Below are 26411 nucleotides of genomic sequence, written 5' to 3'. Positions count from 1 at the left end.
GCCCGGCCCCGCCAGTCCGACCGGGGTGGCCCGGGCGGCCGCCCCGGCGCCCCGCCCCGGGCCCGAGGACCGCGCCGCCGGGCGCGCCCTCCCGCCACACCGCGAGCCGGGGCGACCCGAGCCGTCGGGCGTCGCGCCGGTGCCGCCGCCGGGTGGCGCGGGCGAGCCGGTGGTGGCGCGGGCCGCCGCGGCGGTCGTACCGCCCGCCGAACCGGTCGACGGACCGGCGCTGCGCCGGCCCGCGGAGCCGGAGTCGCCGGACGACGACGCGGCCGGCCCGGGCGGGCTGCGCGGCGCCCGCTCCGAGCTGCGCCGCCAGATGCGTGAGCGGCGGCGGCTGCGGATGGGCATCCTCGCCCTGGTCAGCGTGCTGCTGCTCGGCGCGATCCCGCTCTACTTCGGCATCCGTACGCTCAGCCGCGATCCGGTCTTCGACACCCTCGACGAGCTGGACGTGCCGGGCTGGGCGGCGGTGCAGACCGTCGACGACGTCAGCGGCAGCCGGTGGTGCCTGCTCGACTGCCGGCTCCGCGAACGCACGGCCACGTCCGAGCGGCCGCCCGAGGAGACGGCACGGGTCTACGAGCGGGCGCTGACCGACGACGGCTGGCGGCCGTGGAAGGTGAGCCGCTGCCCCGAGCAACCGGCGAAGGGGAGCTACACCTGCTGGCGCCGGGACGAGCTGACCCTCGACCTGTGGGTGCGCGCGCCCGCCTGCGTGCCGCCGCCGGTGGACGGGGAACCGGCGGTCGTGCCGTCTCCCGACCCGGCGACCGCTGCTCAGGAGTGCTCCGGCTCGTTGGTGTCGGTGAAGGTCCGCAACGCGATCGACGACGAGCGGACCCGGCCCCAGCCCAGCACCGACCCGTCACTCACCGGCGAGGATCCGTTCCCGACGCTCACCGAGGATCCGCTCGCGACTCCGACACCCTCACCGTCCTGAGCCGGTTTCCATCACGGACGGTAGGGTCTGGGGCTGGCGGACCGCCAGCTCCCGTCCGGCCCCTCGCGGGTCACCGAGCGGCGGTGTGGGTAGGACGGTCGCGCGTTGCGGGGACGTCGGGTTCCCGGAACTCTGCTTGAGGAGGACAGGCGTGGGCTTTTTCGAGGTCGCGGCGCTGATCGCGGCGATCGCGTTCGCGATGCTGGTGTTGATCCTGACGCTGCCCATCCTGCGGCTGCGGCACACCGTGGACGCCACCACCCGGATGATCAACGACCTCAACGACCGGGCCGCGCCGCTGCTCGGTGACGTGAACACCACGGTGAAGAACGTCAACACCGCCCTGGAGCAGGTGCAGACCTCCCTGGACGGGGTCAACCTCCAGCTCGCCAAGGTCGACACCATGACCAGCCACGCGCAGAACGTCACCGCCAACGTGGCGAACCTGGCGACCGTCGTCTCCGCCGCCGCCGCCAACCCCCTGGTCAAGGTGGCCGCCTTCGGCTACGGCGTCCGCAAGGCCGCCTCCGCCCGGCGGCACGCCGAGACCGAGCGTGAGGTGCGCGACACCATCAAGCAGCAGCGGCGGGCCGCCAAGCGCGGCAACCGCTGACCCGGCACGACCAGGAGGAGCTCGGAGATGAGGCGGTTGTTCTGGCTCGGCATCGGGCTGGCCGTCGGCGTGGTGGTGGTCCGCAAGGCCACCCGGACCGCACAGGCGTACACCCCGGCCGGCATCGCCAGCACGGTAACCGAATCCGCTGGCGGGCTGGCAGAGTCGCTGCGTAGCTTCGTGGAGGACGTCCGGATCGCGATGGCCGAGCGCGAGCAGGAGATCCACGAGGCGTTCGCCCAGGGCGAGGCGTTCGACGACCAGTTCGCCGAGCTGCGGGAGGACCCGCGCATCGGCGACCGAGAGATCTTTCCGGAGGAACACCAGCGATGAAGACGGCGGAGATCAAGCGGCGGTACCTCGCCCACTTCGAGGCGAACGGCCACACCGTGGTGCCGTCCGCTCCGCTGCCCGCCATCAGCGACCCGAACCTGCTGTTCGTCAACGCCGGCATGGTGCAGTTCGTCCCCTACTTCCTGGGGCAGCAGACCCCGCCGTACCGGCGGGCGGTCAGCGTGCAGAAGTGCATCCGTACGCCCGACATCGACGAGGTCGGCAAGACCAGCCGGCACGGCACGTTCTTCCAGATGAACGGCAACTTCTCCTTCGGTGACTACTTCAAGGACGGGGCGATCCCGCTCGCCTGGGACCTGGTCACCAAGTCCCGGGAGCAGGGCGGCTTCGGCCTCGACCCGGAGCGGATCTGGCCCACCGTCTACCTCGACGACGACGAGGCGTTCGAGATCTGGCGCTCGGTCGGGGTGCCGACCGAGCGGATCGTACGCCGGGGCAAGGCCGACAACTTCTGGTCGATGGGCATCCCCGGCCCGTGCGGCCCGTGCTCCGAGCTGTTCTACGACCGTGGTCCGGAGTACGGCCGCGAGGGTGGCCCGGCGGTCGACGAGGACCGCTACATGGAGTTCTGGAACCTCGTCTTCATGCAGTTCGAGCGCGGCCCGGGCACCGGCAAGGAGGACTACCCGATCCTCGGCGACCTGCCGGCGAAGAACATCGACACCGGCATGGGCCTGGAGCGGATGGCCTCCATCCTCCAGGGCGTCGACAACCTCTACGAGATCGACGAGGTCCGGCCGATCCTCGACAAGGCGGCCGAGCTGACCGGCAAGCGCTACGGCGCCCACTCCGGGCACGTCGCCAGCGAGTCGCACCCCGACGACGTGCGGCTGCGGGTGATCGCCGACCACGTGCGTACCGCGCTGATGCTGATCGGCGACGGGGTCACCCCGAGCAACGAGGGGCGCGGCTACGTGCTGCGCCGCATCATGCGCCGGGCGATCCGGTCGGTGCGGCTGCTCGGCTGGCAGGAGCGGGCGCTGCCCGAGCTGCTGCCGGTGGCCCGGGACTGCATGGCCCCGTCGTACCCGGAGCTGGCCGCCGACTTCGACCGGATCGCCGACTACGCGTACGCGGAGGAGGACGCCTTCCTGTCCACCCTGCGTGCCGGCACCACGATCCTGGACACGGCGATCGCCGAGACCCGCACCGCGGGCAAGCCGGCGCTGTCGGGTGAGAAGGCGTTCCAGCTGCACGACACGTACGGCTTCCCGATCGACCTGACCCTGGAGATCGCGGCCGAGCAGGGGCTCCAGGTCGACGCGGAGGGCTTCCGCCGGCTGATGGCCGACCAGCGGGCCCGCGCCAAGGCCGACGCGCAGGCGCGCAAGACCGGGCACACCGACCTGTCGGCGTACCGGTCGGTGCTCGACTCGGGCGGCCCGGTGCGGTTCACGGGCTACGGCGAGGTGTCCCGGGAGTCGACGGTGCGGGCGGTGCTCGGCGTCGACGGCCCCCGCCAGGCGGCGGTCGAGGGCGACACGATCGAGCTGGTGCTCGACGCCACCCCGTTCTACGCCGAGGGCGGCGGGCAGCAGCCCGACCTCGGCATGATCACGGTGGGCGGCGGCCAGGTCGAGGTGCTCGACGTGCAGCAGCCGGTGCCCGGCCTGATCGTGCACCGCGCCCGGGTGGTCCGGGGCGAGGTGCGGGCGGGGGAGACCGGCTACGCCGAGATCGACACCACCCGCCGGCGGGCCATCTCCCGCTCGCACACCGCGACGCACCTCGTGCACCAGACGATGCGCAACTTCCTCGGCGAGTCCGCCACCCAGGCCGGTTCGCTGAACGCCCCGGGCCGGCTGCGCTTCGACTTCAACACCCCGACCGGGGTGGCACCGAGCGTGCTGCGCGACGTCGAGCAGCAGGTCAACGAGGTGCTCCTGGCCGACCTGGAGGTGCACGCCTTCATCACCTCGCTGGAGGAGGCGCGGCGGATCGGCGCGATGGCGCTGTTCGGCGAGAAGTACGGCGAGGAGGTGCGGGTCGTCGAGGTCGGCGACTACGCGCGCGAGCTGTGCGGCGGCACCCACGTCGCCCGCTCGGGCCAGCTCGGCCTGGTGAAGATCCTCTCCGAGTCGTCGATCGGCTCCGGGGTGCGCCGGGTCGAGGCCCTGGTCGGCATGGACGCCTTCAACTTCCTGGCCCGGGAGCACCTGCTGGTGTCCCGCCTCGCCGAGCTGTACCGGGTGCCGAACGACCAGGTCGCCGACCGGGTCGAGCAGACCGTGACGCAGCTGCGCGACGCCGAGAAGGAGCTGGAGAAGCTGCGGGCCCAGCTGGTGCTCGGCGGTGCGGCGGCGCTCGCGGCGCAGGCGAAGGACGTGCACGGCATCGCGTACGTGGGCACCGAGGCGCCGGAGGGCGCGGCCGGCAACGACGTGCGGACGCTCGCCCAGGAGATCCGGGGCAGGATCGACCCGGCGCGGCCGGCGGTCGTCGCGGTGGCGGCCCGGGCAGGAGGCAAGGCGTCGCTGGTCGTCGCGGTGAACCCGGCCGCGCGCAGCCGGGGCCTGGCCGCGTCCGCCCTGGTCAAGGCGGCCTTCTCCGGGCGCGGCGGGGGCAGCCCCGACCTGGCCCAGGGCGGCGGCCTGCCGGCCGCGGAGGCGCCGAACCTGCTCCGCACGGTCGAGAAGGCGATCGCTGAGGCGTGATCAGTGCTCGCAGCGGCCAGGGCGGACCCGCGCGGTCCGCCCTGGTTCGCCGTTTCAGGGGAGTCACCGATCGTGACTGAGTTGTCCCGGGGTGTCCGGCTCGGGGTGGACGTCGGGCAGGTCCGGGTGGGGGTCTCCCGCTCGGATCCGCACGGCGTGCTGGCCACCCCGCTGGTGACCCTCGCCCGCGACCTCACCGCGGCTGCGGACGCGGTGCCGGCCGACATCGTCGCGCTCAGGGCGTTGGTGGCCGAGCACGACGCGGTGGAGGTCGTCGTCGGCCTTCCGGTGAATCTCTCCGGCAAGCACGGCCCGGCCGCCGTACACGTGAAGGCGTACGCTGACCGACTGGCCGATGTAATAGCCCCCGTTCCGGTGGCGCTCACCGACGAGAGGATGTCCACGGTCGTGGCGTCTCGTAGGCTTGCCGAGCGTGGTGTCCGAGGGAAACGGCAACGGGCGGTGGTCGACCAGGCTGCCGCGGTGGAGATTCTGCAGAGCTGGCTGGACGCGCAGCGGAGGCGGACGCGATGATGGAAGATCTTGACCTCGGGTTCGACGAGCAGGACCGGGGGGAGAAGGGCAAGCACCGGCGCGGCGCGGTGCGCAAGCGCCAGGGCGGCTCCGGCGGTGGTGGGCGGGGCAAGACGGTCCTTGCGCTGCTGCTCGCCCTGGTTCTGCTGGGTGGCATCGGCGGCGGCGCCTTCTACGGCTTCGACCGCGTTCAGAGCTACTTCGTGACCCCCGACTACGACGGCGCGGGCACCGGCGAGGTGACGGTCGAGATCAAGCGGGGCGCGCTGATCGCCGACATGGCCAACGCGCTGGTCGCCGCCGACGTGGTCAAGAGCGCCAAGGCCTTCATCGAGGCCGCCGAGGCGAACGCCCGCAGCAAGAACATCCAGCCGGGCACCTACAAGCTGCGCAAGCAGATGAGTGGCGAGAGCGCCGTCACCGCGATGCTCGACCTGAAGAACCGGATCGTCAACGGGGTCACCATCCCGGAGGGCCGGACGGCAAAGAACGTCTACAAGCTGCTCTCCGAGAAGACCAAGATCCCGGTGAAGGACTTCGAGGCGGCGGCGAAGGACCCGATCGCGCGGGGCGTGCCGGACTGGTGGTTCAAGCGCACCGACAACAAGAAGGTCAAGCCGTCGATCGAGGGCTTCCTCTACCCGGACACCTACGAGATCCCGCCGAAGGCGACCGCCGAGAGCATCCTCGAGCTGATGGTCGAGAACTTCCTCAGCGTGACCCAGGAGATGCAGTTCGCCGACCGGGTGCAGAAGGAACGGGGCGGCATCAGCCCGTACGAGGCGCTGATCGTCGCGTCGCTGGCGCAGGCCGAGGCGGGCAACAAGGACGACCTGGGCAAGGTCGCCCGCGTCGCCTACAACCGGGTCTTCGGCGAGTTCCCGTGCAATTGCCTGGAGATGGACGTCACGGTCAACTACTACCTGGAGCTGACCGGGCAGAAGACCAAGACGTCCGGGCAGATGACGGCCGCCGACCTGGACAACCCGAAGAACCCGTACAACCGCAAGCTGAAGGGCCTGGTGCCCACGCCGATCAACAACCCGGGCAAGCAGGCCATGGAGGGCGCGATGGACCCGCCGCCCGGCAAGTGGCTCTTCTTCGTGGCGATCGACAGGGAGGGGCACTCCGAGTTCGCCGAGACCTACGAGGAACACCGGAAGAACGAGGCCAAGGCCAAGGAGGCCGGGATCATCTGATGACGACCGCACGGCGGGCGGGGGTGCTCGGCAAGCCGATCGCGCACTCCCTCTCCCCGGTGATCCACCAGGCCGGCTACGCGGCGGCGGGGCTCACCGGGTGGTCGTACACCCGGATCGAGTGCGCGGCGGCGGAGCTGCCGGACGTGGTCGCCGGCCTGGGCCCGGAGTGGGCCGGGCTGTCAGTGACCATGCCGGGCAAGGAGGCGGCGCTCGCGGTGGCCGCCGAGGTCTCGCCGGTCGCCGCCGCCGTCGGCGCCGCCAACACGCTGGTACGCCGACCGGACGGCTCCTGGTACGCCGACAACACCGACGTGGTCGGCATGGTCGAGGTGCTCACCGACGCCGGGGTGCGCCCGGGCGCGACGGTGACCGTGCTGGGCGCGGGCGGCACGGCCCGCGCGGCGGTGGCGGCGGCGGGACGGCTCGACGCCGACGCGGTGACCGTGGTGGCCCGCCGCCCGGCGGCGGTCGAGGAGCTGCGCCCGGTGGCCCGTGCCGTCGACGTGCCGATGCGGGCGGCGGCCTGGGACGACGCCGCGAGGCGCCTCGACGCCGACGTGGTGATCGCGACGGTGCCGAAGGGGGTCGCGGACCCCCTCGGGGCCACGGCTGCCTGGCGAGCGGGCTCGGTGCTCTTCGACGCGCTCTACGATCCGTGGCCGACGCCGCTGGCCGCCTCGGCCGAGGCCGCCGGCTGCCGGATCGTCTCCGGGCTCGACCTGCTCCTGGCCCAGGCGGTGGGCCAGTTCGAGCACTTCACGGGCGTCGCCGCGCCCCGGGCGGCGATGGCTGCCGCGCTGGCCGCCGCCCGCGCCGGCTGACCCCCGGCTCGGGACGGGAGTGTCCCCTGTGGTCGTCGGGGGGCATCCTTAGGCGACGGTTAAGACGCGCTTAGGTCCGACTGTCGTCCCCACGTCACGCCGTGGCCGTGGTTACGCTGCTGACCGTCACCGTCCGACACACAGGGAGTACTCCTTGAGCAGGCACGGACTGCACCGCATCCCCCGGCACCCCGGCCCACGGCGCAAGGCCCTCGTCCTCGGCATCGCCGGCGCCACGGTGGTGGCCGGCATCGTGGCCACCACGATGCCGCTGCTGGCCGCCGACGACCTGTCGATCCGGGCGACCGCGGACACCACGGCGACCATGGTGTCGCAGGACGGGGACAACGCGGCGAAGACGACGCTGGCGACCTGCGCGGTCCGCTGCGAGGGCAACCCCCGGGGCGGCCGGGAGGCGGTCGTCCAGTTCGCCGTGACCACCCTGCCGGCGACGGCGGTCAACGTGCGGGCCACGCTGCGCGTGCACGCGTGGCAGGAGTTCCCGGCGACGGTGACCGCGCACGCCTCCTCGGTGGACGCCAGCGCGGCACGGCCGACGCCGGCGCTGCCCGGGGCGGTCCTGGACACCGTCTCCGGCGTGGCGCGGGGCTTCAACGAGTGGGACGTCTCGGGCCTGGTGAAGAGCAACGGCACCTGGACGGTCTCGCTGGCGCAGACGGGCCTGGAGAGCAGGATCTACTGGGCGTCGACGGAGAACCACAACCCCGACCTGCGGCCGCGCCTGGAGATCCGCTACGACGTGGGCACCCGGCCCACGCCGGTGGTGACCAGCGCCGCGCCGTCGCCGAGCCGGACGGTCGCACCGAGCCCCACGCCGAGGCCGACGCCCAGCACCAGCCCCACCCGCGCCACCCCGAGCCCGACGGCGAGCGCCTCGTCCGGGGGCGCCGAGCGGTGCGGCGGGGTGTCGAGCCGGCTGGTGCCATCCTGCGGCGCCTGGTGGGGGATGTACTCCCCGTCCAGCGCCGGCGACGGGTGGGACCACGGCGCGGCGGTCGCCGAGGTGGAGGCGCAGGTCGGGCGGAAGTTCGACATCGTGCACCGCTACCACGACTTCTCCAACGTTGGCAGCAACGGCGCCTTCCCCGACGCCTACCAGCGGCAGCAGATGCGCGAGGGGCGGCTGATGTTCTTCGCCTGGGAGTCGCGGATCTTCTCCTCCGGCACGGTGCTGACCTGGCAGGACGTCTACAGCGGCCGGTACGACGCCACCATCGACGCGGTCGCCGGCCGGATCCGTGACACCGGCGTGCCGGTGTTCATGGGCTTCGACCACGAGCCGGAGGACGAGCCGGCCAAGGGCAGCGACGCCGACTTCGTCCGCGCCTGGCGGCACGTGCACGACCGGTTCGCCGCGGCGGGCGCCGACAACGCGGTCTGGGTCTGGACGATGATGGGCTGGTCGGGGCACTACGACCGCTACGCCGCCCTCTATCCCGGCGACCGGTACGTCGACTGGGTGGGCTACGACCCGTACAACTTCCACGTCTGCAACGGCAGCAAGGTCTGGAAGAGCCCGGCCACCACCATCGGCGGCTTCTACCGGTGGCTGGACGAGCACCGCGTCGGGGTCGGCAAGCCGCGGATGCTCGCGGAGTTCGGCACCAACTTCGACGCGGCCGACCCGGACGCGAAGCGGCGCTGGTTCGAGGAGTTCCCGGCGGCCCTCAAGGCACACCCGAAGATCAAGGCGGCGATCTACTTCAACTCGCCGGGAATGACCCGTCGGTCGAGCACCTGTGACATGACCATGAACCACGACGCCTCGTCGGTGGCGGGGTTCGCCCGCGCCGGACGCGACAGCTACCTGCGGCAGCCCACCGGGGGCGCCCGCTGACACCGTGGGTTCACAGTTCGACGCAACGTGATACAGACGAGTCGGACATCCGACTCTGTGTGTGCGGTGTCATGTTGCTGATGCAGTGACCGCCCAATCGGTGGATATCGCCACCCAGGGTCGACCAGGCACGCTACGCGGGTTCTCTCCCGACATGGAGGCGTAGCGTGCCCGACATCCCGCTCTCTCGGCGATCCGCCGGACTCCGCACCCGGGCGGGGGTGGTCGCACTCGTGACCGCCGCCGCCGTGCTGGCCGTCCCGACGGGGACCTCCGCCGCCGTGGTGCCGGCTCCCGAACCGGCGACCCTGGTCTCGGCCAACCCGGCCGACGCCACACCGCACGCCAGGGACGGCGAGACCCGCGCCTTCGCGCAGGTCGGGTCCACGGTGTACGTCGGCGGCAGCTTCACCCAGATCCGGCAGACCGCCAGCGCGGCGTGGACCACCCAGCGTTACCTCTTCGCGTACGACCGGGCCACCGGCACGATCTCGACCACCTTCCTGCCGGTGCTGGACGGCGCGGTCAACACGCTGGTGGCCGGGCCCGGCGGCACGCTGATCGTGGGCGGCACCTTCAAGACCGTCAACGGCGTCTCCCGCAAGAACCTGGTGGCGCTCAACCCCGCCACGGGCGCGATCGTCGACAGCTGGGTCGGCCGCTCCGACGGCGGCACGGTGCGGGACCTGGCGCTGCACGGCAACTGGCTCTACGTGGCCGGGGCGTTCAACTGGCTCAACGGCACCGCGCACGCCGGCCTCGGCCGGCTCAACGCCACGACCGGCGCGATCGACCCGACCTTCAACGTCAACGCCACCGTCGGGCGCCACGAGACCACCTCGTACGTGTGGACGCTCGACGTCTCCCCGGACGGTGACACCCTGGCCGTCGGCGGCAACTTCATGTTCCTCAACGACCTGCCGCGCAACCAGATGGCGCTGGTCGACCTCTCGGGCACCCCGACAGTGCTGGACTGGAGCACGGAGAAGTTCGTGCCGCCGTGCGCGGCGCCGGCGACCTTCGTGCACTACGTGCAGGACGTCAAGTTCGGCGGCGACGGCAGCTGGTTCGTCGTCGGCACCAACGGCGGCGCCGGCTGGCCGGCGGCGTACTGCGACGCGCTGGTGCGGTTCGAGACCGCGGCCCGGGGCGCCGGGCAGCTCGGCACCTGGGTCGACTACACCGGCAACGACACCATCACCTCCGTCGAGGTCGCCGACAACGTCATCTACCTCGGCGGGCACTTCCGCTGGCTGAACAACCCGAACGCCAGCGACACCGCCGGCAACGGCGCGATCGACCGGCTCGGCATCGCCGCGGTCACCCCGGCCACCGGCATGCCGGTCAACTGGAACCCGCGCCGCAGCGGCAGCGCCTCGATGCCGGCCGGCACGAGCAACTGGGGCTCCTCGGTGCCGGTGCTCTGGCGCGGCAGCGACGGCCTCTACTTCGGCCACAACTCCGACGGCATGGGCAACGAGTACCACGGCCGGCTCGGCATGTTCCCGCTCACCGGCGGGCGCACCATCACCCCGAAGAACGCGCCGACCGCGACCACCGGCAACCTCTACGTCGGCACCGGCGCGGGCGAGCTGGCCAAGGTGCCGTTCAACGGCACCAGCCTGGGCACCCCGACCACGGTCAGCCAGCCCAACTACACGGCGGCCGGCGCGACCTGGCGGGTGGCCGACCGGATCTACTGGTCGCACACCGTCGCCGGCACGCCCACCGGCAGCCGGATCGACATCTCGCTGTTCAACGGCGGCGCGATCGGCGCGCCGTGGGAGGCGTCCGGCTACAACGACTGGTTCAACCCCGCGGTGATGACCGGCGCCTTCTACCTCGACGGCCGCCTCTACTACACCCGGTCGGGCGCCAACGGCCTCTACTACCGCTACTTCGAGATCGACGGCAACTACCTCGGCGCGACCGAGTTCACCCTGCCGACCACCGGGGTGACCTGGTCGGCCGTGCGGGGCATGGCCTGGGTCGGCGGCCGGCTCGTGTACGGTGCCACCGACGGCACGCTGCGCAGCGTGCCGTTCGACCCGACGGCCGCCCCGGCGGTCGACGGAACGGCGGCGACGGTGGTCCCGGCGGCCGCCGGCGTGACGTGGTCAACGCCGTCGACCTTCTTCTCCGTGCAGTGACGGTCGACTGTTCGTAACGGAACATCGGTAGATTGTTCACGTTGGGCCGGCGACGGATCAGCCGTCGCCGGCCCCCACGACGTGGGGGAGGGTCGTTGGTCGGCGCGGGTGGCAACCGTAGGGGGCTCGCGGTGCGGGTCGTCTTCGCGGTCAAGCGCGGCTGGTACACGCTGCGCTATCCCCGGCTGACGCTGGGTCGGGACGTGGAGATCCGCGGCCGGATCCGACTGCGCCGGGGCGTGCGGGTGAGCATCGGAGACCGCACCCGGATCAACAAGCTGGTCCGCTTCGCCGGCCCCGGCGAGGTGCGGGTCGGCGCCGACTGCCTGCTGAACGCCACCTGGATCGGCACCTGGACGTCGGTCACCATCGGCGACCGGTGCCTGCTCTCGGACTGCGAGCTGCTGGACAACGACTTCCACAACCTGCCGCCCGAACAGCGCCACGACCCGCCCGTCCCGGCCACCCGCGCCCCGATCACGATCGAGGACAACGTGTGGGTCGGGGCGCACGCCCTGGTGATGAAGGGCGTGCGGATCGGCCGGGACAGTGTCGTGGGCGCCGCCACGGTGGTCCGTACCGACGTGCCGCCGCGGGTCGTGGTCGCCGGAAATCCACAACAGACGGTGAAGAAGTTCCATGACTGACGCTTCCCCCGGTGCCTGGCCCACGGACGTCCCCGCCGGTGGTGGCGGCACACCGGGCCGCACCGTCACGCTGACCGACCTGCTGCGCGTACCGCTGCACCGGATCCGGCTGGTCGGGGCCGTCGCCGCCGTCGGGCTGCTCGCCGCGCTCGGCTACGTCGTGCTCGTCCCCGCCGCCGTGACCGCCAGCGCGGTCGTGGCGGTGCGTCCCGTCGTCACCGACGCGTTCACGCCCAGCGGCGCCGCCGCCGACCGGGCGGTGAACATGAACGTGGAGAGCGGCATCGCCACGGGCACCGACGTGGTGCAGCGGCTGGCCGACTCGGGAGGGCTGGACCCGCGCGAGGTGCGCGACGCCCTGGAGGTCGAGGTGCCCACCGGCGGGCAGATCCTGCGCTTCGTCTACCAGGCCCCCACCGCCGAGCAGGCGGTCGCGGGCGTCAACCTCGCCGCCCAGGCCTACCTCGACGTGCGCCGGGCCATGTACGAGAAGCAGCGCGAGGAGATGCTGCGCTCGTACGACGAGAGCATCGCCAAGGTCGCCGCCCAGCAGGCCGCCCTCCAGAAGCGGGTCAACAACGCGCGGGAGGGCACCGTCGACGCCGCGGTGACCGAGCTCACCGGCATCAACAACCAGCTCACCCAGCTCAACGCCGCGCGGACCGAGATCGCCGCGGTCGACGTCAACCCCGGCTGGGTCACCCAGTCCGCCGAGCGGGCCCTGGCCTCGTCCGCCGGCAACCGCCCGCTCTACCTGCTCGCCGGCCTGCTCGGCGGGGCGCTGCTCGGCGTGGTGCTGGCGTACGCCTGGGAGTCGATGGACCGGCGGATCCGGTCCGTCGACGACGGCCGGGACGCCACCGGGCTGGCGCTGCTCGGCACGGTCCGCAGCCGCGGGTGGCGCGGCGGCAAGGAGGCGGCCGACGCCGACATCCGGTACGTGGCGATGGCCATCGCCGAGCGGGTGCGCCAACCCGCCCGGGTGTCGCTGCTGACCGCCCGGGAGGAGGACCCCACGGCCATCACCGCCGGGCTGGCGGTGGCGCTGGCGGCCGTCGGCCGGGAGGTCTTCGTCGCCGACGACAGCGGGCGCGCTGACCGGCTGCGCAGCATCGTGCTCGCCGACCGGGAGCGGCTGCCCGCCGCGGCGGATCCGTCCCGCCCGGTCGTCCCGAAGCCCCGGCCGGCCGGCTCGACGACGGACGGCAAGAGCGGCGGCACGCCGGAGCCGGCCGCGGCCCGACGCCCGTCGCCGCACCCGATCGGCGCCCGCCCGTCCACCGACCCGGACGCCACGCTGACCCTGCCCCGGGTCACCTCGACGGCGACCACCGGGAGCGGCAAGGTGACGAGCACCGACCCGGTGACCGTGGGCGCGGGCAGCGTCCGGTTCGGCATGTGGCGGCAGGGCGCCGACCACAGCCTGGTGCTGTTCAACGCCCCGCCGGCCGAGTCCGACGAGCGCGGCGTCGCCGTCGCCCGGCAGGGCACGGCGGTCGTGGTGGTCGAACAGGACCGCACCCGGCAGGGCGACCTGCGCCGGCTCGTGGAGCGGCTGCGCGCCGCCGGGGTCACCCCGCTCGGCTTCGTGTTGACCAACAGCGGCCGGGGCTGATCCGTGCCGGTCACCCGCGCGCCGGCGGCCACCGAGCCGGCCGGCGGCCCGGGCGGCGCCGCGCCGCCGCCGCAGCCGCCGTCCCCGCCGCGGTTGCCGCTCTGGCCGCTGGCGTTGATGTTCGGCATGGTGCCCGTGTGGTGGCTGGCCGGCGCGTTCTACCTCGGGTGGCCCCTGCTCGGGGCGCTGCTCTTCGCGCTGCTGGTCATCCGGGGACGGGTGCCGCTGCCCCCGGCCGCCGGGATCTGGCTGCTCTTCCTGGCCGTCGTGGTGGTCAGCGCCACCCAGCTCCACACGCCGGCCTCGGTGCTGACGTTCGCCCTGCGGCTGGCCTTCTACCTCACCGCGCTCGTGGTCGGCGTCTACGTCTACGCGGTCGCCCGGGAACGTCCCGACCAGGTGGCGGTCCTCGTTCCGCTCTGCGCCTTCTGGTTCGGGCTGGTCGCGCTGGGCTGGCTGGGCGTGCTGGCGCCCCGGTTCGCGCTGACCACCCCGGTGGAGGTGCTGCTGCCGGGCGGGGTGGCCAACACCCCGTTCATCCAGGACATGGTCCACCTCACCACCGCCGAGTACAGCGCCCGGTCGTTGAACCCCATCTACCGGCCGGCCGCGCCGTTCGCGTACACCAACAACTACGGCAGCGCGTACGCGATGACGCTGCCCTGCGTGGTGGCCTTCACCATGCTGCGCCGGCGCGGCGTGCTGCGCTGGGCGCTGCTGGCGTCGCTGCCGTTGTCGTTGGCCCCGGCCTTCCTCACGCTCAACCGGGCGATGTTCCTCAGCCTCGGCACCGGGCTGGCGGTGCTCGGCGTCCGGGCCGCCCTGCGCGGCAACGTCCGGGTGGCCGCGTCGATCGTCGGGGTGGTGGTCACCGGCGGTCTCACCACCCTGTTCATCCCGGTGACCGAGCTGATCGGCAACCGGGTCGAGTCCAGCGACACCAACACCGACCGGCTCTCCCTCTACGTGGAGGTGATCCGGCGGGTACGGGAGTCGCCCTGGCTCGGCTACGGCGCCCCCGTGAACGTCGACACCGTCAGCGCCGAGGCGCCGATCGGCACCCAGGGGCAGCTGTGGATGGTGCTGTTCAGCCACGGCGTCCCCGCGCTGCTGTGCTTCCTCGCCTGGTTCGTGGTCGCCGCGCTGATCTGTGCCCGGGCCAGGTCCGCCGCCGGGCAGTGGCTGGCCGTGGTGCCGGTGGTCTGCCTGGTGCAGATCCCCTTCTACGGCATGGCCAACCAGAATCTCGCGGTCGCCTTCTTCGCGGTCGCCTTCGCGATGGCGCTCACCGAGCGGGAGGCATCGGCGCACCTGCCCCGCCTGCGTCCCCTCCGCCCCGAGGCGGTGCCCGCATGACCGCCGCCACCCGCCCGCCGGGGCGTCCGGCGACGACACGGAGACCCGGCGCAGCGCCCGCAGCGGCGTCGCCGGGCTGATCGGCGCGGCCACCAGCGGACTCTTCGGCTTCCTGCTCGCGGTCGTCATCACCCGCGGCTACGGCACGGTCGGCTCCGGGGCGTTCTTCGCCGCGATCGGGGTGGTCACCGTCGCCACCGCCGTGTGCACTCTCGGCGCGGAGACCGGGCTGATGTGGGCGCTGCCCCGCCGGCGCCTCGGCGCCCGGGGCGACGCCGCCCGGGTGTTCCCGGTGGCGCTGCTCCCGCCGCTGCTGGTGGCGGTCGCCGTCGCCGTGGGCGGGGTGCTCGCCGCCGACGCGCTCGCCCCGCGCCTGCTCGGCGGCTCCGGCGTCGACGGCGCGGCCCTGCTGACGGCCAGCTTCGCCGCGGTGCCGGTGGTGGTGGCGATGACGCTGCTGCTCGCCGCGCTGCGCTGCGTGCGCCCGATCCGGGCGTACGTCGGGGTGCAGTTCTTCCTGCTGCCGGTGGCCCGGCCCGTGCTGGTCGGCGCCGCGGCCCTGGCCGGCGGCGGCCTGCTGGCGGGCATGACAGGCTGGCTGGTGCCGGCGGCGCTCGCCCTGCTGGCCTGCCTGACGCTGGTGGCCGGCCCGCTCGGCGTCGGCCGCGGCGCGGCGCTGCGACCGCAGCGAGGGGACTGGACGGCGTTCTGGCGCTTCGCGCTGCCCCGCGCCGCGTCGGCCGCCATCGACGCCGGCAACATGTGGGTGGGCGTGCTGCTCACGTCGGTGCTCGCCGGGCCGGCCGACGCGGGTGTGTTCGGCGCCGTGGGGCGCTACATCCTCGCCGGCCAACTGGCCATGCAGGGGCTGCGGGTGGCGGTGTCGCCGCAACTGTCCCGGCTGCTCGGGCGGGGCGACCGGGCCGCGGCGGCAGCCGTGCACCGGCAGTTGACCACGTGGGGGCTGGTGCTGTCCTGGCCGGTCTACCTGCTGCTCGCCGTCTTCGGGCTGGCCTTCCTCCAGCTCTTCGGCCCCGAGTTCACCGCCGGCGCCACCGCGATGACCGTGCTCGCGCTGGCCATGCTGGTCAACACCGGGGTCGGCAACGTGCAGAGCCTGCTGCTGATGGGCGGGCGCAGCGGGCTGCACCTGGCCGCCACGCTGGCCGGGCTGCTGGTGACCGTCTCCCTCGGCCTGTGGCTGATCCCGGCGCACGGCGCGACCGGGGCGGCGCTGGCCTGGGCGCTCGGCATCGCCACCGAGAACCTCACGGCGGTCGGCTGCGCCCGGGTCGTGGTCGGCCAGCCGCTCGTCGACGCGGCGATGCTGCGGGCCGGGGCGGCCACCGTCGCCGGGGTCGGGGCCGCGGCGGCGATCGGGGTGCTGGCCGGCGGCCGGGGGATCGGTGGCCTGGCCGTGGCCCTGGGCGTGCTGGCAGCCGGCTGCGTCGGCTTGTTGACGTTGCCCCGGGTGCGGCGTCGTGTCCGGGTGACCATGGAGCAGGTCCGTGGGCGGCAGGAGGCGGCTCCGGCCGCCACCGGGCCCGCCCCGGAGGAACCGAAGGGCAGGTGAGGTCGTCGTGCCGTCCATCCGAGACCGGGTGAAGCAGCTCGTACCGACCCAGGTGACGCAGCGGGTGCGGGAGTCGCTCGTCGACTACGGGGTGCGGACCAGCGACCGGCGACCGCTGCCGGACTTCCTCATCATCGGCACCAAGCGGGGCGGCACCACCTCGCTGTGGAACTACCTCATCCAGCACCCGCTGGTGCCCCGGCTCTTCCCGGCCTGGAACACCAAGTCCTCGCACTACTTCGAGGAGCACTGGCGCCGCGGCGAGGCCTGGTACCGGTCGCACTTCCCGACCGAGCGCCAGCGGGAGGCGCTGGAGAAGCGGCACGGCGGGCCGGTGCGGGTCGGCGAGGCCGCGCCGCTGTACATGTTCCACCCCCTCGCGGCGCAGCGGGTCGCCGCGCTGATGCCGTCGGTGCGGCTCATCGTGCTGCTGCGCGACCCGGTGGAGCGGGCGTACTCGCACTGGAAGGAGCGGCGCACGCACGGCATCGAGCCGCTCGACTTCGCCGCCGCGCTGGCCGCCGAGCAGGAGCGCACGGCGGGGGAGCGGGAACGGCTGATCGCCGAGCCGGAGTACTTCAGCGAGCCGTACGACTGGTACACCTACCGGGCCCGGGGCCGTTACCTGGAGCACCTGGAGCCGTGGCTGGAGCGGTTCGACCGGGAGCAGATCCTCTTCCTGCCCAGCGAGGACCTCTACCGCGACGCCCGGTCGACCTACCGCCGGACCCTGGACTTCCTCGGTCTGCCCCCGCACGACCTGCCCGACTTCAAGGTCTACAACGACCGCCGCTCGGCGCCGCTGGAGCCGGCCGTGCGCGCGGAGCTGACCGAGTACTACCGCCCGTACAACGACGCGTTGCGGCAGCGGTTGGGGCTGGAGCTCGACTGGCCGGACCGGGCCCCGTGACGGCGCCGGCCAGCGTCGCCGCCGACCCCCGGTCCCGGACCGACGGGCTGGGCTGGGTCACCCGGGCAGTGTTCGGCGACGAGCGGATCGCCCTGACCGTCGGCGGCCCGCCGCCACCCGGGCACCGCGCCGTCGCCCGGTACGCGGTCGTCCCGTCGCTCGCCCGGGCCCGGTTCCTGCTGCCGCTCGGCGCGCCCCGGGCCACGGCCGCCTCGCTGCTGGCGTACAACGCCCTGCGCCCGCCGAAGGTGCGGGCGGTGCGGGCCGCGCTCGGCACGCTGGCGCGCGTCGGCGCGGTCGACCTGGCCCCGTTCCCCCGGCTGACGGTGTCGCTGCCCGATCAGGTCGCGGCCGACGAGGCGCTGCTGGCCGGGCGGTTGGGCGCCGCCCTCGGCGAGCCGGCCGTCCACGCGGCCTGCGGGGTCCGCCCGCCGGACCCGAACCACAAGCCCACCCTGCAACTGTTCGCCCCGGACGGCCGGGCCCTCGGCTACGCGAAGATCGGCTGGAACGGGGCCACCCGGGCGCTGGTCACCGCCGAGGCGGCGGCCCTGCGCGAGCTGCCGACGCTGACCGGCGTGCCCGACCACCCGGCGGCGCCCCAGCTGCTCGCCGAGACGACGGCCGCCGGGCAGGTGGTCGCGCTGGTCGAGCCGCTGCCGCCGGCCGTGCGGGGGGTGCCGGCCGGCGAACCGCCGCGCGTCGCGGCGCTGCTGGCCGTGGCCCGCCGGGGCCGCCCGCCCGCGCCGCCGCGCCCCGTGGCCGGGTCGGCGTTCCTGGCCCGGCTCGCCGCCGAGGCCGGGCGGGCCGCCGCCGGCGCGCCGGACGGGGCCCGGGCGGTCGCCGCCGTGGCCGCCCTGACCGACCGGCACGGCGGCACGGCCGTCGAGTTCGGGCACTGGCACGGCGACTGGGTGCCCTGGAACCTCGGCGTGCACGCCGGCCGCCTCGTCGCCTGGGACTGGGAGCACAGCGGGCCGGACGTGCCGCTCGGCTTCGACCTGGCGCACGACGCGTTCCAGCGGGCCCTGGTGCTGCGCGGCGAGCCGGCCGCGGCGGCGGCGCGGGCCGTCGACGCCCACCTCGACCGGTACGGTGCCGAACTCGGGCTCGGGGCGGCGGCCCGGCGGCTGGTGGCCGACGCCTACCTGCTGGAGATGTGGCTGCGCACCTGGCGGCTCGCCGACGCCGGCGCCGGCTGGAACGCCGCGCTGCATCCCGCCCTGCTGGACGTCATCGAGAAACGACATAGCGGCTGATCCGCCGAAATCGGTGGAGCCCGCCGCGCACCGTCGGCTCCGGACGGTGACGAGGAAACTCCAGGTCGTGACGATCGTCGATATCGACGTTTCGCTGCGGCGTACCCGATCCGCCACCCGCGGAGATCGACTGTCGCCCGGTCGCCCTATTTCACCAGCCGGGGGACGTGTGATCTGCTGTCGCGTGGCGACCACCGAACATCCAAGCGAACTTGTGGGGAGTCGCGTGGAAACGACAACCGAGGACGCCGGCGAGCCCGGGGTCCTGCTCCTGGTGGGCTCCAGCGGCGGCCACCTGGCCCAACTGCTCGCCCTGCGTCCGTGGTACGAACGCTGGCGGCGGTGCTGGGTCACCTTCGACACGCCCGAGGCGCTCTCGCTGCTGGCCGGCGAGGAACTGGTCCCGGCCCACCACCCGACCACCCGCAACGTGCCGAACCTGCTGCGCAACGCCGTCCTCGCCTGGCGGGTGCTGCGGTCGCGGCGGGTCGCCGCGGTGGTGACCACCGGCGCCGGCGTGGCCGTGCCGTTCGTGGTGCTGGCCCGGCTCCGGCGCGTGCCGACCGTCTACATCGAGGTGTACGACCGCATCGACACCCCGACCCTGACCGCCCGGCTGTGCCGGCCGTTCCTCTCCGCGATGCTCGTGCAGTGGGACGAGCAGCGCCGGCAGTACCCGGAGGCCACCGTCGTGGGGACCCTGCTGTGAGCGCCGAGAGCACCGGAACCGCCCCCGCGCACCGGGTCGCGGGGCCGGGGCACCCGGTTGGCGGGCGCCGGCCCCGCGACCCCGGCGACCTCGCCCGGTCCCGGCTGCTGGTCGCCGTCGGCACCGACAAGCACCCGTTCGACCGCCTGGTCGGCTGGCTGGAGGAGTGGCACCCCGCCGTCGCCGAGGGCGTCGGGCTGACCGTCCAGCACGGACACACCCGGGCCCCCGGGGTGCCCGGGGCGGTGCCCTTCCTCGGCCACGACGAGCTGCAGACCGCGATGGCCGAGGCCGACCTCGTCGTCTGCCACGGCGGCCCGGCCACCATCCTGGAGGCCCGCCGGCACGGTCACCTGCCGATCGTCGTGCCCCGGGACCCGACCCGGGGCGAGCACGTCGACGACCACCAGCAGCTGTTCGCCCGCCGCCTGGGCGCGGCCGGCATGGTGGCGCTGGCCGAGACCCGGGAGGCGCTTCTCGCGGCGCTCGCCGCCGGCCTCGCCGACCCGTCCCGGTTCGCCGTCGCGGCCGACCCGGCGGCGTCCGAGGCGCGCCGCGCGGCGGTCGAGCGGGTGGGACGGATCGTGGAGGACCTGGTGGCCGCGTCGACCGGACGACGGCAGCGGACGAGGTGGCGGCCGTGGGCACGGTCGGGCCGGAACGGAGAGCGGCGATGACCGAACACCCGAGCGTGAGCGCGGTGGTGCCCACCCGGGACCGCCCGGAACTGCTCCGGGCCGCCGTGCGCGCCATCCTCGACCAGGACCACCCCGGCCCGATCGAGGTGGTGGTCGTCCACGACCAGTCCGAACCGGACGCTTCGCTGACCGAGCTGTCCCGCCCGGGCCGGCTGGTCCGGGTGATCCGCAACGAGCGCGCCCCCGGCCTGGCCGGCGCCCGCAACTGCGGCGTCCTGGCCGCCACCGGTGAGCTCGTCGCGTTCTGCGACGACGACGACGAGTGGCTGCCCGGCAAGCTGCGGGCCCAGGTCGAGGCGCTCGCCGCCCACCCCGACGCGGAGTTCGTCAGCTGCGGCATCCGGGTCAGCTACGACGGGCACACCGTCGACCGGGCGCTGCCGAAGGACTCGGTCACCCTGGCCGACCTGCTGCGGGACCGGATGACGGAGCTGCACCCGTCGACGTTCCTGATCCGCGCCGCCGCGCTGCGCGACGGGTTCGGGCTGGTCGACGAGGAGATCCCGGGCAGCTACGCGGAGGACTACGAGTTCCTGCTCCGGGCCGCCCGCAGCGCGCCGCTGGTGAACCTGCGCACGCCGTACGTGCTGGTGCGCTGGCACAAGCGCTCCTACTTCGCGCAGCGCTGGGACACCATCTCCGAGGCGTTGCAGTGGCTGCTGGAGCGCTACCCCGAGTTCGGCACCCAGCCGGCCGGCGAGGCGCGGGTCACCGGGCAGATCGCCTTCGCCCGTGCCGCGTCCGGCGACCGGCGGGGCGCGATGCGCTGGGCCCGGCACACCATCCGGCGCAACCCGAGGGAGCCGCGGGCGTACCTGGCCCTCGCCGTGGCCGGGCGGGTGGTCCGCGCCGACGCGGTGCTGCGCACCCTGCACAAGCGCGGCCGGGGCATCTGAACCCGCGCCGCCCGGGGCGCGTCCGGCGAGGACCGGACCGGCCCCGGGGCCGCGCGGGTCCGCACGGCCGGCCGGCGGTCACGCCGACGCCCCGGCGGGCCGCGCCGCGTCCGCAGGGCGGGACGCGGCGGGCACCGCACGGCGGCGGCCACCGGGCGTGACAGACTGACCGCTGTGTTGCGCTGGTTGACTGCAGGGGAATCGCACGGTCCCGCCCTCGTCGCGATGCTCGAGGGCGTGCCCGCCGGCATCGAGGTGACCACCGGGGAGATCGCCGGTGAGCTGGCCCGGCGCCGGCTCGGCTACGGCCGGGGCGCGCGGATGTCGTTCGAGCAGGACGAGGTCGAGGTCATCGGCGGGCTCCGGCACGGGGTGACCCTCGGCAGCCCGGTCGCGATCCGTGTCGGCAACTCCGAGTGGCCCAAGTGGCGCACCGTCATGGCCGCCGACCCGGTCGACGCGGAGGAACTGGCCAGCCAGGCCCGCAACGCGCCGCTCACCCGCCCCCGGCCGGGGCACGCCGACCTGGCCGGCATGCAGAAGTACGGCCACACCGACGCCCGGCCGATCCTGGAACGGGCCAGCGCGCGGGAGACCGCCGCCCGGGTCGCCGTCGGCACGGTCGCCAAGGCGCTGCTCCGGCAGGCCCTCGGCATCGAGATCGTCTCCCACGTGGTGGAGTTGGGCCCGGTCGCCGCCAAGCCCGGGCTCCGTCCGACGCCCGCCGACGCCGACCGCATCGACGCCGACCCGTTGCGCTGCCTCGACCCGGAGGCCAGCGCCCGGATGGTCGCCGAGGTCGACGCCGCGAAGAAGGCCGCCGACACCCTGGGCGGCGTGGTCGAGGTGCTGGCGTACGGGGTGCCGCCGGGCCTGGGCAGCCACGTGCAGTGGGACCGCAAGCTCGACGCCCGGCTCGCCACCGCGCTGATGTCGATCCAGGCGATCAAGGGCGTGGAGATCGGGGACGGCTGGCAGCAGGCGCGCTCGCGCGGCTCCGAGGCGCACGACGAGATCGTTCCCAGCGCCACCGGCGTGCGTCGGGTCACCGACCGGGCCGGCGGGCTGGAGGGCGGCATCACCACCGGCGAGCCGCTGCGGGTGAAGGCCGCGATGAAGCCGATCTCGTCGCTGAACCGGGCCCTGGCGACGGTGGACGTCACCACCGGCGAGCCGGCCACCGCGATCAACCAGCGCTCGGACGTCTGCGCCGTGCCCGCCGCGGCCGTCGTCGCCGAGGCGATGGTGGCGCTGGTGCTGGCCGAGGCCGCCACCGAGAAGTTCGGCGGCGACTCGGTCGCCGAGATCCGCCGCAACCTGGCCGGCTACCTCGACGCGTTGGTGATCCGGTGAGCGCGGGCCGACGGGCGGGGCGCGCGGCCGGCCGGCGGTGCCGCTGATGGCGCCGGTCTGCGTACTGGTCGGGGCGCCCGGCTCCGGCAAGACCACCGTCGGGCTGCTGGTGGCGGAGCTGCTCGGCGTGGAGTTCCGCGACACCGACCTGGACATCGTGCGGCTGGCCGGCAAGCCGATCCCCGAGATCTTCATCGACGAGGGCGAGGAGCACTTCCGTACCCTCGAACGGGCGGCCGTGGCGGCGGGGCTGGCCTCGTGCGAAGGCGTGCTCGCCCTCGGCGGCGGCGCGGTCCTCGCCGAGGAGAACCGCGCCGCCCTGGTCGGGCACGTCGTGGTGTACCTCTCTGTCGAGCTCTCCGACGCGGTGAAGCGGGTCGGGCTCGGCGCGGGCCGCCCACTGCTGGCGATCAACCCGCGGGCGACGCTGAAGTACCTGCTGGACCAGCGCCGCCCGCTCTACGCCGAGGTGGCCACCGCGACGGTCGTCACCGACGGGCGGGAACCGGCGGAGATCGCCGCCGAGATCGCCGCGCTGCTCAAGCGCTGACAGCGGCCGTCAGTCGCGGGCGATGCGGTCGAGCACGTCGGCCAGGCCCTTCGGCTCGCTGAGCATCGGCCAGTGCCCGGTGGGCAGCGCGTGCAGCTGGCCGCCGGCCAGCCCGGCGAAGAACGGGTGGCCCTGCGCGATCATGTCCTCGACCACCTCGAGCGGGAAGGTGCTGGCCACCAGCGCCGTCGGCACCGCGCGCCCACCGGTGCGGCGCACCGGGTCGGTGGCGGCGCGCAGCGGGTGGCCCGTGGCGCGCCGCCGCAGCAGCGCGAGCGCGGCGGGATCCAGCCCGGCCAGGTTCTCCGGGTCCTCCGCCGGGTCGAAGGCGGGCGGTGGCAGCAGGTGCCCGTCGCCGATCCCGGCGCGCAGCCGCTCCTGCTCCTCGGGCGGGTTGCTGTCGAACTGCGACATGCCGTCCGGCATCGGCCCGCTCTCCACGTAGACCACCCGGGCGATCCGGTCCCCGACGCGGTCCGCCGCCTGGGTCACCGGCAGCCCGCCGCCGGAGTGCCCCACCAGCAGCACGTCGTGCAGGTCCTCCACCTCGATCAACCGGACGATGTCGGTGGTGTGCGTCTCCAGTCCGACCTCCGGGCCGGCGAGGTGGGCGCGCTCGGCCACCCCGGTCAGCGTCACCGGATGGACCTCGTGGCCTTGCCCGCGCAGCGCCGCGGTCACCTCGCGCCACGCCCAACCGCCCAGCCAGAAGCCCGGCACCAGCACGAACGTCGCCATCTGCGACCTCCCTCTCTCGTCCGGGGATACCGTACGATCGAATCCGGACGCTTTCCGCCCGCTTTGCAGGAGTGGCCCGTGTCACATCCCGCCGCCCGCGTGCTCGGCATGCTCGAACTGCTCCAGAGCCACCACCGGCTCACCGGGGCGGAACTCGCCCGCCGGCTCGGGGTGGACGGTCGCACGGTGCGCCGCTACGCCGCGACCCTGGCCGAGCTGGGCATCCCGGTGACCGCCGAGCGGGGCCGTCACGGCGGCTACCGGCTGCGCCCCGGCTACAAGCTGCCGCCGCTGATGCTCACCGACGACGAGGCCGTCGCCGTGCTGCTCGGTCTGGTCGCCGCCGAGCGGCTCGGGCTGGGCACCGAGGAGCCGGCGACCGCGACCGCGCTGGCCAAGATCCGCCGGGTGCTGCCACCCACCCTGGGTGACCGCCTCGCCGCGGTGCAGGAGCACCTCGGCTTCACCCTGCGCCGGTCCGCGTCGCAGGCCCGGCCGGCGACCGGGACGCTGCTCACGCTCGGCGCCGCCGCGCGGCAGCGGCGCCGGGTGCGGCTGGACCACCGCTCCTTCTCCGGCGCGGCGACCCGCCGGGAGGTCGACCCGTACGGGCTCGTCTTCCACGCCGGCCGGTGGTACGTCACCGGCCACGACCACCTGCGCGGGGAGGTACGCACGTTCCGGCTGGACCGGATCGGCGAGGTGGAACCGGGGGAGGGGACCTTCACCGTCCCCGACGGCTTCGACCCGGTGGCCCAGGTGACCCGTTCGCTGGCCCGTGTCCCGTACGCCCACGACGTCGAGGTGCTGCTGGAGACCGACCTGGCCGCCGCCCGACGCCGCCTCCCGCCGAGCATGGCCGAGCTGAGCGCGACCGCCGATGGCGTGCTGCTGCGCGCCCGCGCGGAGCACCTGGGCGGGATGGCCCAGCTGCTCGCCGGGCTGGGCTGCCCGTTCACCGTCCTGCGCCCCGACGCCCTGCGCGGCGAGGTCGCCGAGCACGCCCGCCGGCTGGCCGCCTGGGCCGCCCGGGCGCCCGGGTGATCCGGGCGCGAGCGGGGTGGCCACGAAGTGGACAGTTCCCGCCCGGCGCCGGGCGGCTGGACTAGGCTGCCGGCGATGGACGAGGTGACCCGGATCCCGGTCGGCGGCGAGCGCCCGTACGACGTGCTGGTGGGACGCGACCTGCTCGACGCGCTGCCCGGGCTGCTGCCGGACGCGACGCGGGTGGCGGTGCTGCACGCGCACCCGCTCAAGGAAGTGGCCGACGCGATCGGCGGGCGGCTGCGCGCCGCCGGCGTCGCGCCGCTGCTGATCGAGGTGCCGGACGCCGAGGCGGGCAAGCGCATCGACGTGGCGGCGACCTGCTGGGACCGGCTGGGCGAGGCCGGTTTCACCCGTACCGACGCGGTGGTGGGCGTCGGGGGCGGCGCGGTGACCGACCTGGCCGGCTTCGTCGCGGCCTGCTGGCTGCGTGGGGTGCGCTGGGTGCCGGTGGCGACCTCGCTGCTGGGCATGGTCGACGCGGCCGTGGGTGGCAAGACCGGGATCAACACCGCCGCCGGCAAGAACCTGGTCGGGGCGTTCCACCCGCCGGTCGGCGTCCTCGCCGACCTGGCGACGCTGGACAGCCTCCCGCGGGCCGACCTGACCGCCGGCCTGGCCGAGGTGGTCAAGTGCGGCTTCATCGCCGACCCGGTGATCCTCGACCTGGTGGAACGGGACCGGGCCGCGGCCACCGACCCGACCGGCCCGGTGACCCGCGAGCTGATCGAGCGGGCGATCCGGGTGAAGTCCGACGTGGTCTCGGGCGACCTGCGCGAGTCGGGCGTGCGGGAGGTGCTCAACTACGGCCACACCCTGGCCCACGCGATCGAGAAGGCGGAGGGCTACCGCTGGCGGCACGGTCACGCGGTGTCGGTCGGCGTCGTCTACGCCGGTGAGCTGGCCCGGCTGGCCGGCCGGCTGGACGCCCCGACTGCGGAGCGGCACCGCACGGCCATGGCGGCGCTGGGCCTGCCCACCAGCTACCGGGCCGAGGCCTGGCCCGGACTGCTCGCCACGATGCGGGTGGACAAGAAGGCCCGGGGCAGCCAGCTGCGTTTCGTGGTGCTGGACGGGCTGGCCCGGCCGACGATCCTGGAGGGCCCGGACGACGAGCTGCTGGAGGCGGCCTACCGCGAGGTGGCCGCGTGAAGGTCCACGTCCTCAACGGGCCGAACCTCGGCCGGCTCGGCAGCCGACAGCCGGACGTCTACGGGGCGGCGAGCTACGCGGACCTGGTGACGCTCTGCGAGTCGACCGGGCGGGAGCTCGGGCTGGACGTGACGGTCCGGCAGACCGACGCCGAGCACGAGTTGCTGGGCTGGCTGCACGCCGCCGCCGACGAGGGTGCCGCCGTGGTGCTCAACCCCGCCGCCTGGTCGCACTACTCGTACGCGGTCCGGGACGCCTGCGCCATGCTGCGCGGGCCGCTCGTCGAGGTGCACATCTCCAACATCCACGCCCGCGAGGAGTTCCGGCACCACTCCGTGGTGTCGGCGGTGGCGACCGGGGTGATCTGTGGCCTCGGCGTCGACGGCTACCGCCTCGCCCTGCACCACCTGGCCGCCCGTCGTCGCTGACCCGCAGGCCGCCGACCCGCCGTGGTTGACCCGCCGCCCACCGAGCGGGGGCCGTCACACCGGGTAACCTCGATCTCCGTCACGGTCGGTAACCGGCCTCGCGGCTCCCGCTCCCTGCCCTTCGAGCGCTTTGCTCTGCAGCCGGATCCGCACCAGCGGCCTGGCCTGCGGCTTTGTCGTGAGCCGCGAAGCGTCGCCGGGGCGGGAACATCACCGTGGGTGAGTGGTGCGTCCGCGGCTGCAGAGCAAAGGGAGCGCGCGGGTTCCCACCGGGGACGTGTGGGGTGTGCGGAGGGTGACGCGTCGGCGCGTCCTGTCGCCGGGAACCTCGCGAGCTCGCTGGCCGGACGGGCC

At 74.2% G+C, this 26411-nt stretch carries 23 protein-coding genes and 1 pseudogene; 23 read left to right on the top strand and 1 reads right to left on the bottom strand.

The genetic code is table 11. The features are described 5' to 3' along the window. Nucleotides 1-319: 319 nt before the first annotated feature. The 20 genes and pseudogenes from ACSNN9_RS03080 to ACSNN9_RS02985 all read left to right on the top strand — a co-directional run bounded on the left by ACSNN9_RS03080 (nt 320) and on the right by ACSNN9_RS02985 (nt 22695). A complete protein-coding gene (locus ACSNN9_RS03080) occupies nt 320-943 on the top strand; it encodes a hypothetical protein (protein WP_436671087.1) in 624 nt (207 codons plus the stop codon). 151 nt (nt 944-1094) lie between these two features. Further along, entirely contained in the window at nt 1095-1556 is a 462-nt protein-coding gene (locus tag ACSNN9_RS03075; protein WP_436671080.1) for a DUF948 domain-containing protein, read from the top strand. 27 nt (nt 1557-1583) lie between these two features. Then, entirely contained in the window at nt 1584-1889 is a 306-nt protein-coding gene (locus ACSNN9_RS03070) for a hypothetical protein (RefSeq protein ID WP_132240143.1), read from the top strand. Next, nucleotides 1886-4564 (top strand): alanine--tRNA ligase, encoded by a 2679-nt coding sequence (alaS, locus tag ACSNN9_RS03065; protein ID WP_436671078.1) that lies wholly within the window; start codon nt 1886-1888, stop codon nt 4562-4564. The genes ACSNN9_RS03070 and alaS overlap by 4 nt, the downstream gene beginning before the upstream one ends. A 72-nt stretch (nt 4565-4636) precedes the next feature. Continuing rightward, on the top strand, nt 4637-5098 hold the full coding sequence (gene ruvX, locus ACSNN9_RS03060) for a Holliday junction resolvase RuvX (protein WP_436671076.1): 462 nt from the start codon (nt 4637-4639) through the stop codon (nt 5096-5098). Then, nucleotides 5095-6297: an endolytic transglycosylase MltG gene (gene mltG / locus ACSNN9_RS03055; protein WP_436671075.1), complete on the top strand. Its 1203-nt coding sequence runs from the start codon at nt 5095-5097 to the stop codon at nt 6295-6297. The genes ruvX and mltG overlap by 4 nt, the downstream gene beginning before the upstream one ends. Next, a complete protein-coding gene (locus tag ACSNN9_RS03050; protein ID WP_436671074.1) occupies nt 6297-7121 on the top strand; it encodes a shikimate dehydrogenase in 825 nt (274 codons plus the stop codon). Before mltG ends, ACSNN9_RS03050 begins: the two co-directional genes overlap by 1 nt. 154 nt (nt 7122-7275) lie before the next feature. Further along, nucleotides 7276-8979 carry a glycosyl hydrolase gene (locus tag ACSNN9_RS03045; protein ID WP_436671073.1) on the top strand — a complete coding sequence of 568 codons (1704 nt, stop codon included), beginning with the start codon at nt 7276-7278 and terminating at the stop codon, nt 8977-8979. Nucleotides 8980-9200: 221 nt separating this feature from the next. Beyond that, nucleotides 9201-11129 carry a hypothetical protein gene (locus ACSNN9_RS03040; RefSeq protein WP_436671072.1) on the top strand — a complete coding sequence of 643 codons (1929 nt, stop codon included), beginning with the start codon at nt 9201-9203 and terminating at the stop codon, nt 11127-11129. A 95-nt stretch (nt 11130-11224) separates the two neighbouring features. Then, nucleotides 11225-11776: an acyltransferase gene (locus ACSNN9_RS03035; protein ID WP_436671071.1), complete on the top strand. Its 552-nt coding sequence runs from the start codon at nt 11225-11227 to the stop codon at nt 11774-11776. Beyond that, nucleotides 11769-13391 (top strand): lipopolysaccharide biosynthesis protein, encoded by a 1623-nt coding sequence (locus tag ACSNN9_RS03030; protein WP_436671070.1) that lies wholly within the window; start codon nt 11769-11771, stop codon nt 13389-13391. Before ACSNN9_RS03035 ends, ACSNN9_RS03030 begins: the two co-directional genes overlap by 8 nt. Before the next feature lie 117 nt (nt 13392-13508). Then, on the top strand, nt 13509-14747 hold the full coding sequence (locus tag ACSNN9_RS03025; protein ID WP_436671086.1) for an O-antigen ligase family protein: 1239 nt from the start codon (nt 13509-13511) through the stop codon (nt 14745-14747). Between the two features lie 10 nt (nt 14748-14757). Continuing rightward, nucleotides 14758-16320, top strand: a pseudogene (locus tag ACSNN9_RS03020) (lipopolysaccharide biosynthesis protein); the annotation flags it as partial. A gap of 7 nt (nt 16321-16327) precedes the next feature. Then, the gene (locus ACSNN9_RS03015) at nt 16328-17230 is read left to right on the top strand and encodes a sulfotransferase domain-containing protein (RefSeq protein WP_436671069.1); all 903 of its coding nucleotides are present in this window, start codon (nt 16328-16330) and stop codon (nt 17228-17230) included. Further along, the gene (locus ACSNN9_RS03010) at nt 17227-18489 is read left to right on the top strand and encodes a hypothetical protein (protein ID WP_436671068.1); all 1263 of its coding nucleotides are present in this window, start codon (nt 17227-17229) and stop codon (nt 18487-18489) included. Before ACSNN9_RS03015 ends, ACSNN9_RS03010 begins: the two co-directional genes overlap by 4 nt. Before the next feature lie 226 nt (nt 18490-18715). After that, nucleotides 18716-19198, top strand: coding sequence for a UDP-N-acetylglucosamine--LPS N-acetylglucosamine transferase (locus ACSNN9_RS03005; protein ID WP_121395268.1), 483 nt, complete (start codon nt 18716-18718; stop codon nt 19196-19198). Nucleotides 19199-19302: 104 nt separating this feature from the next. After that, nucleotides 19303-19875: a glycosyltransferase gene (locus ACSNN9_RS03000; RefSeq protein ID WP_436671085.1), complete on the top strand. Its 573-nt coding sequence runs from the start codon at nt 19303-19305 to the stop codon at nt 19873-19875. After that, nucleotides 19872-20792 carry a glycosyltransferase family 2 protein gene (locus ACSNN9_RS02995; protein WP_436671067.1) on the top strand — a complete coding sequence of 307 codons (921 nt, stop codon included), beginning with the start codon at nt 19872-19874 and terminating at the stop codon, nt 20790-20792. Before ACSNN9_RS03000 ends, ACSNN9_RS02995 begins: the two co-directional genes overlap by 4 nt. A 174-nt stretch (nt 20793-20966) precedes the next feature. Continuing rightward, the gene (gene aroC, locus ACSNN9_RS02990) at nt 20967-22145 is read left to right on the top strand and encodes a chorismate synthase (protein ID WP_436671066.1); all 1179 of its coding nucleotides are present in this window, start codon (nt 20967-20969) and stop codon (nt 22143-22145) included. A 46-nt stretch (nt 22146-22191) separates the two neighbouring features. Then, entirely contained in the window at nt 22192-22695 is a 504-nt protein-coding gene (locus ACSNN9_RS02985) for a shikimate kinase (protein ID WP_436671065.1), read from the top strand. Nucleotides 22696-22704: 9 nt separating this feature from the next. Here ACSNN9_RS02985 and ACSNN9_RS02980 read toward each other — a convergent pair whose 3' ends face one another. Continuing rightward, entirely contained in the window at nt 22705-23433 is a 729-nt protein-coding gene (locus ACSNN9_RS02980; RefSeq protein ID WP_436671064.1) for an alpha/beta fold hydrolase, read from the bottom strand. A 78-nt stretch (nt 23434-23511) separates the two neighbouring features. Here ACSNN9_RS02980 and ACSNN9_RS02975 point away from each other — a divergent pair, with 78 nt between their 5' ends. The 3 genes from ACSNN9_RS02975 to aroQ all read left to right on the top strand — a co-directional run bounded on the left by ACSNN9_RS02975 (nt 23512) and on the right by aroQ (nt 26057). Continuing rightward, entirely contained in the window at nt 23512-24477 is a 966-nt protein-coding gene (locus ACSNN9_RS02975; RefSeq protein WP_436671063.1) for a helix-turn-helix transcriptional regulator, read from the top strand. Between the two features lie 75 nt (nt 24478-24552). Continuing rightward, nucleotides 24553-25629: a 3-dehydroquinate synthase gene (gene aroB, locus ACSNN9_RS02970; RefSeq protein ID WP_436671062.1), complete on the top strand. Its 1077-nt coding sequence runs from the start codon at nt 24553-24555 to the stop codon at nt 25627-25629. After that, a complete protein-coding gene (gene aroQ / locus ACSNN9_RS02965) occupies nt 25626-26057 on the top strand; it encodes a type II 3-dehydroquinate dehydratase (protein WP_436671061.1) in 432 nt (143 codons plus the stop codon). The genes aroB and aroQ overlap by 4 nt, the downstream gene beginning before the upstream one ends. Nucleotides 26058-26411: the final 354 nt, after the last annotated feature.

The sequence above is a fragment of the Micromonospora sp. URMC 107 genome (genome assembly GCF_051386315.1).
Classification (GTDB): Bacteria; Actinomycetota; Actinomycetes; order Mycobacteriales; family Micromonosporaceae; genus Micromonospora.
Note: the sequence above shows the minus strand (reverse complement) of the source record. Positions and strands in the feature narration are given on the sequence as shown.

Bases quoted from the DNA above. Each gene is read 5' to 3' on its own strand.
- ACSNN9_RS03080 (WP_436671087.1), top strand. From the start codon at position 320: ATGCGTGAGCGGCGGCGGCTGCGGATGGGCATCCTCGCCCTGGTCAGC.
- ACSNN9_RS03070 (WP_132240143.1), top strand. From the start codon at position 1,584: ATGAGGCGGTTGTTCTGGCTCGGCATCGGGCTGGCCGTCGGCGTGGTG.
- alaS (WP_436671078.1), top strand. From the start codon at position 1,886: ATGAAGACGGCGGAGATCAAGCGGCGGTACCTCGCCCACTTCGAGGCG.
- mltG (WP_436671075.1), top strand. From the start codon at position 5,095: ATGATGGAAGATCTTGACCTCGGGTTCGACGAGCAGGACCGGGGGGAG.
- ACSNN9_RS03050 (WP_436671074.1), top strand. From the start codon at position 6,297: ATGACGACCGCACGGCGGGCGGGGGTGCTCGGCAAGCCGATCGCGCAC.
- ACSNN9_RS03030 (WP_436671070.1), top strand. From the start codon at position 11,769: ATGACTGACGCTTCCCCCGGTGCCTGGCCCACGGACGTCCCCGCCGGT.
- ACSNN9_RS03025 (WP_436671086.1), top strand. From the start codon at position 13,509: ATGTTCGGCATGGTGCCCGTGTGGTGGCTGGCCGGCGCGTTCTACCTC.
- ACSNN9_RS02995 (WP_436671067.1), top strand. From the start codon at position 19,872: ATGACCGAACACCCGAGCGTGAGCGCGGTGGTGCCCACCCGGGACCGC.
- ACSNN9_RS02985 (WP_436671065.1), top strand. From the start codon at position 22,192: ATGGCGCCGGTCTGCGTACTGGTCGGGGCGCCCGGCTCCGGCAAGACC.
- ACSNN9_RS02980 (WP_436671064.1), bottom strand. From the start codon at position 23,433: ATGGCGACGTTCGTGCTGGTGCCGGGCTTCTGGCTGGGCGGTTGGGCG.
- aroB (WP_436671062.1), top strand. From the start codon at position 24,553: ATGGACGAGGTGACCCGGATCCCGGTCGGCGGCGAGCGCCCGTACGAC.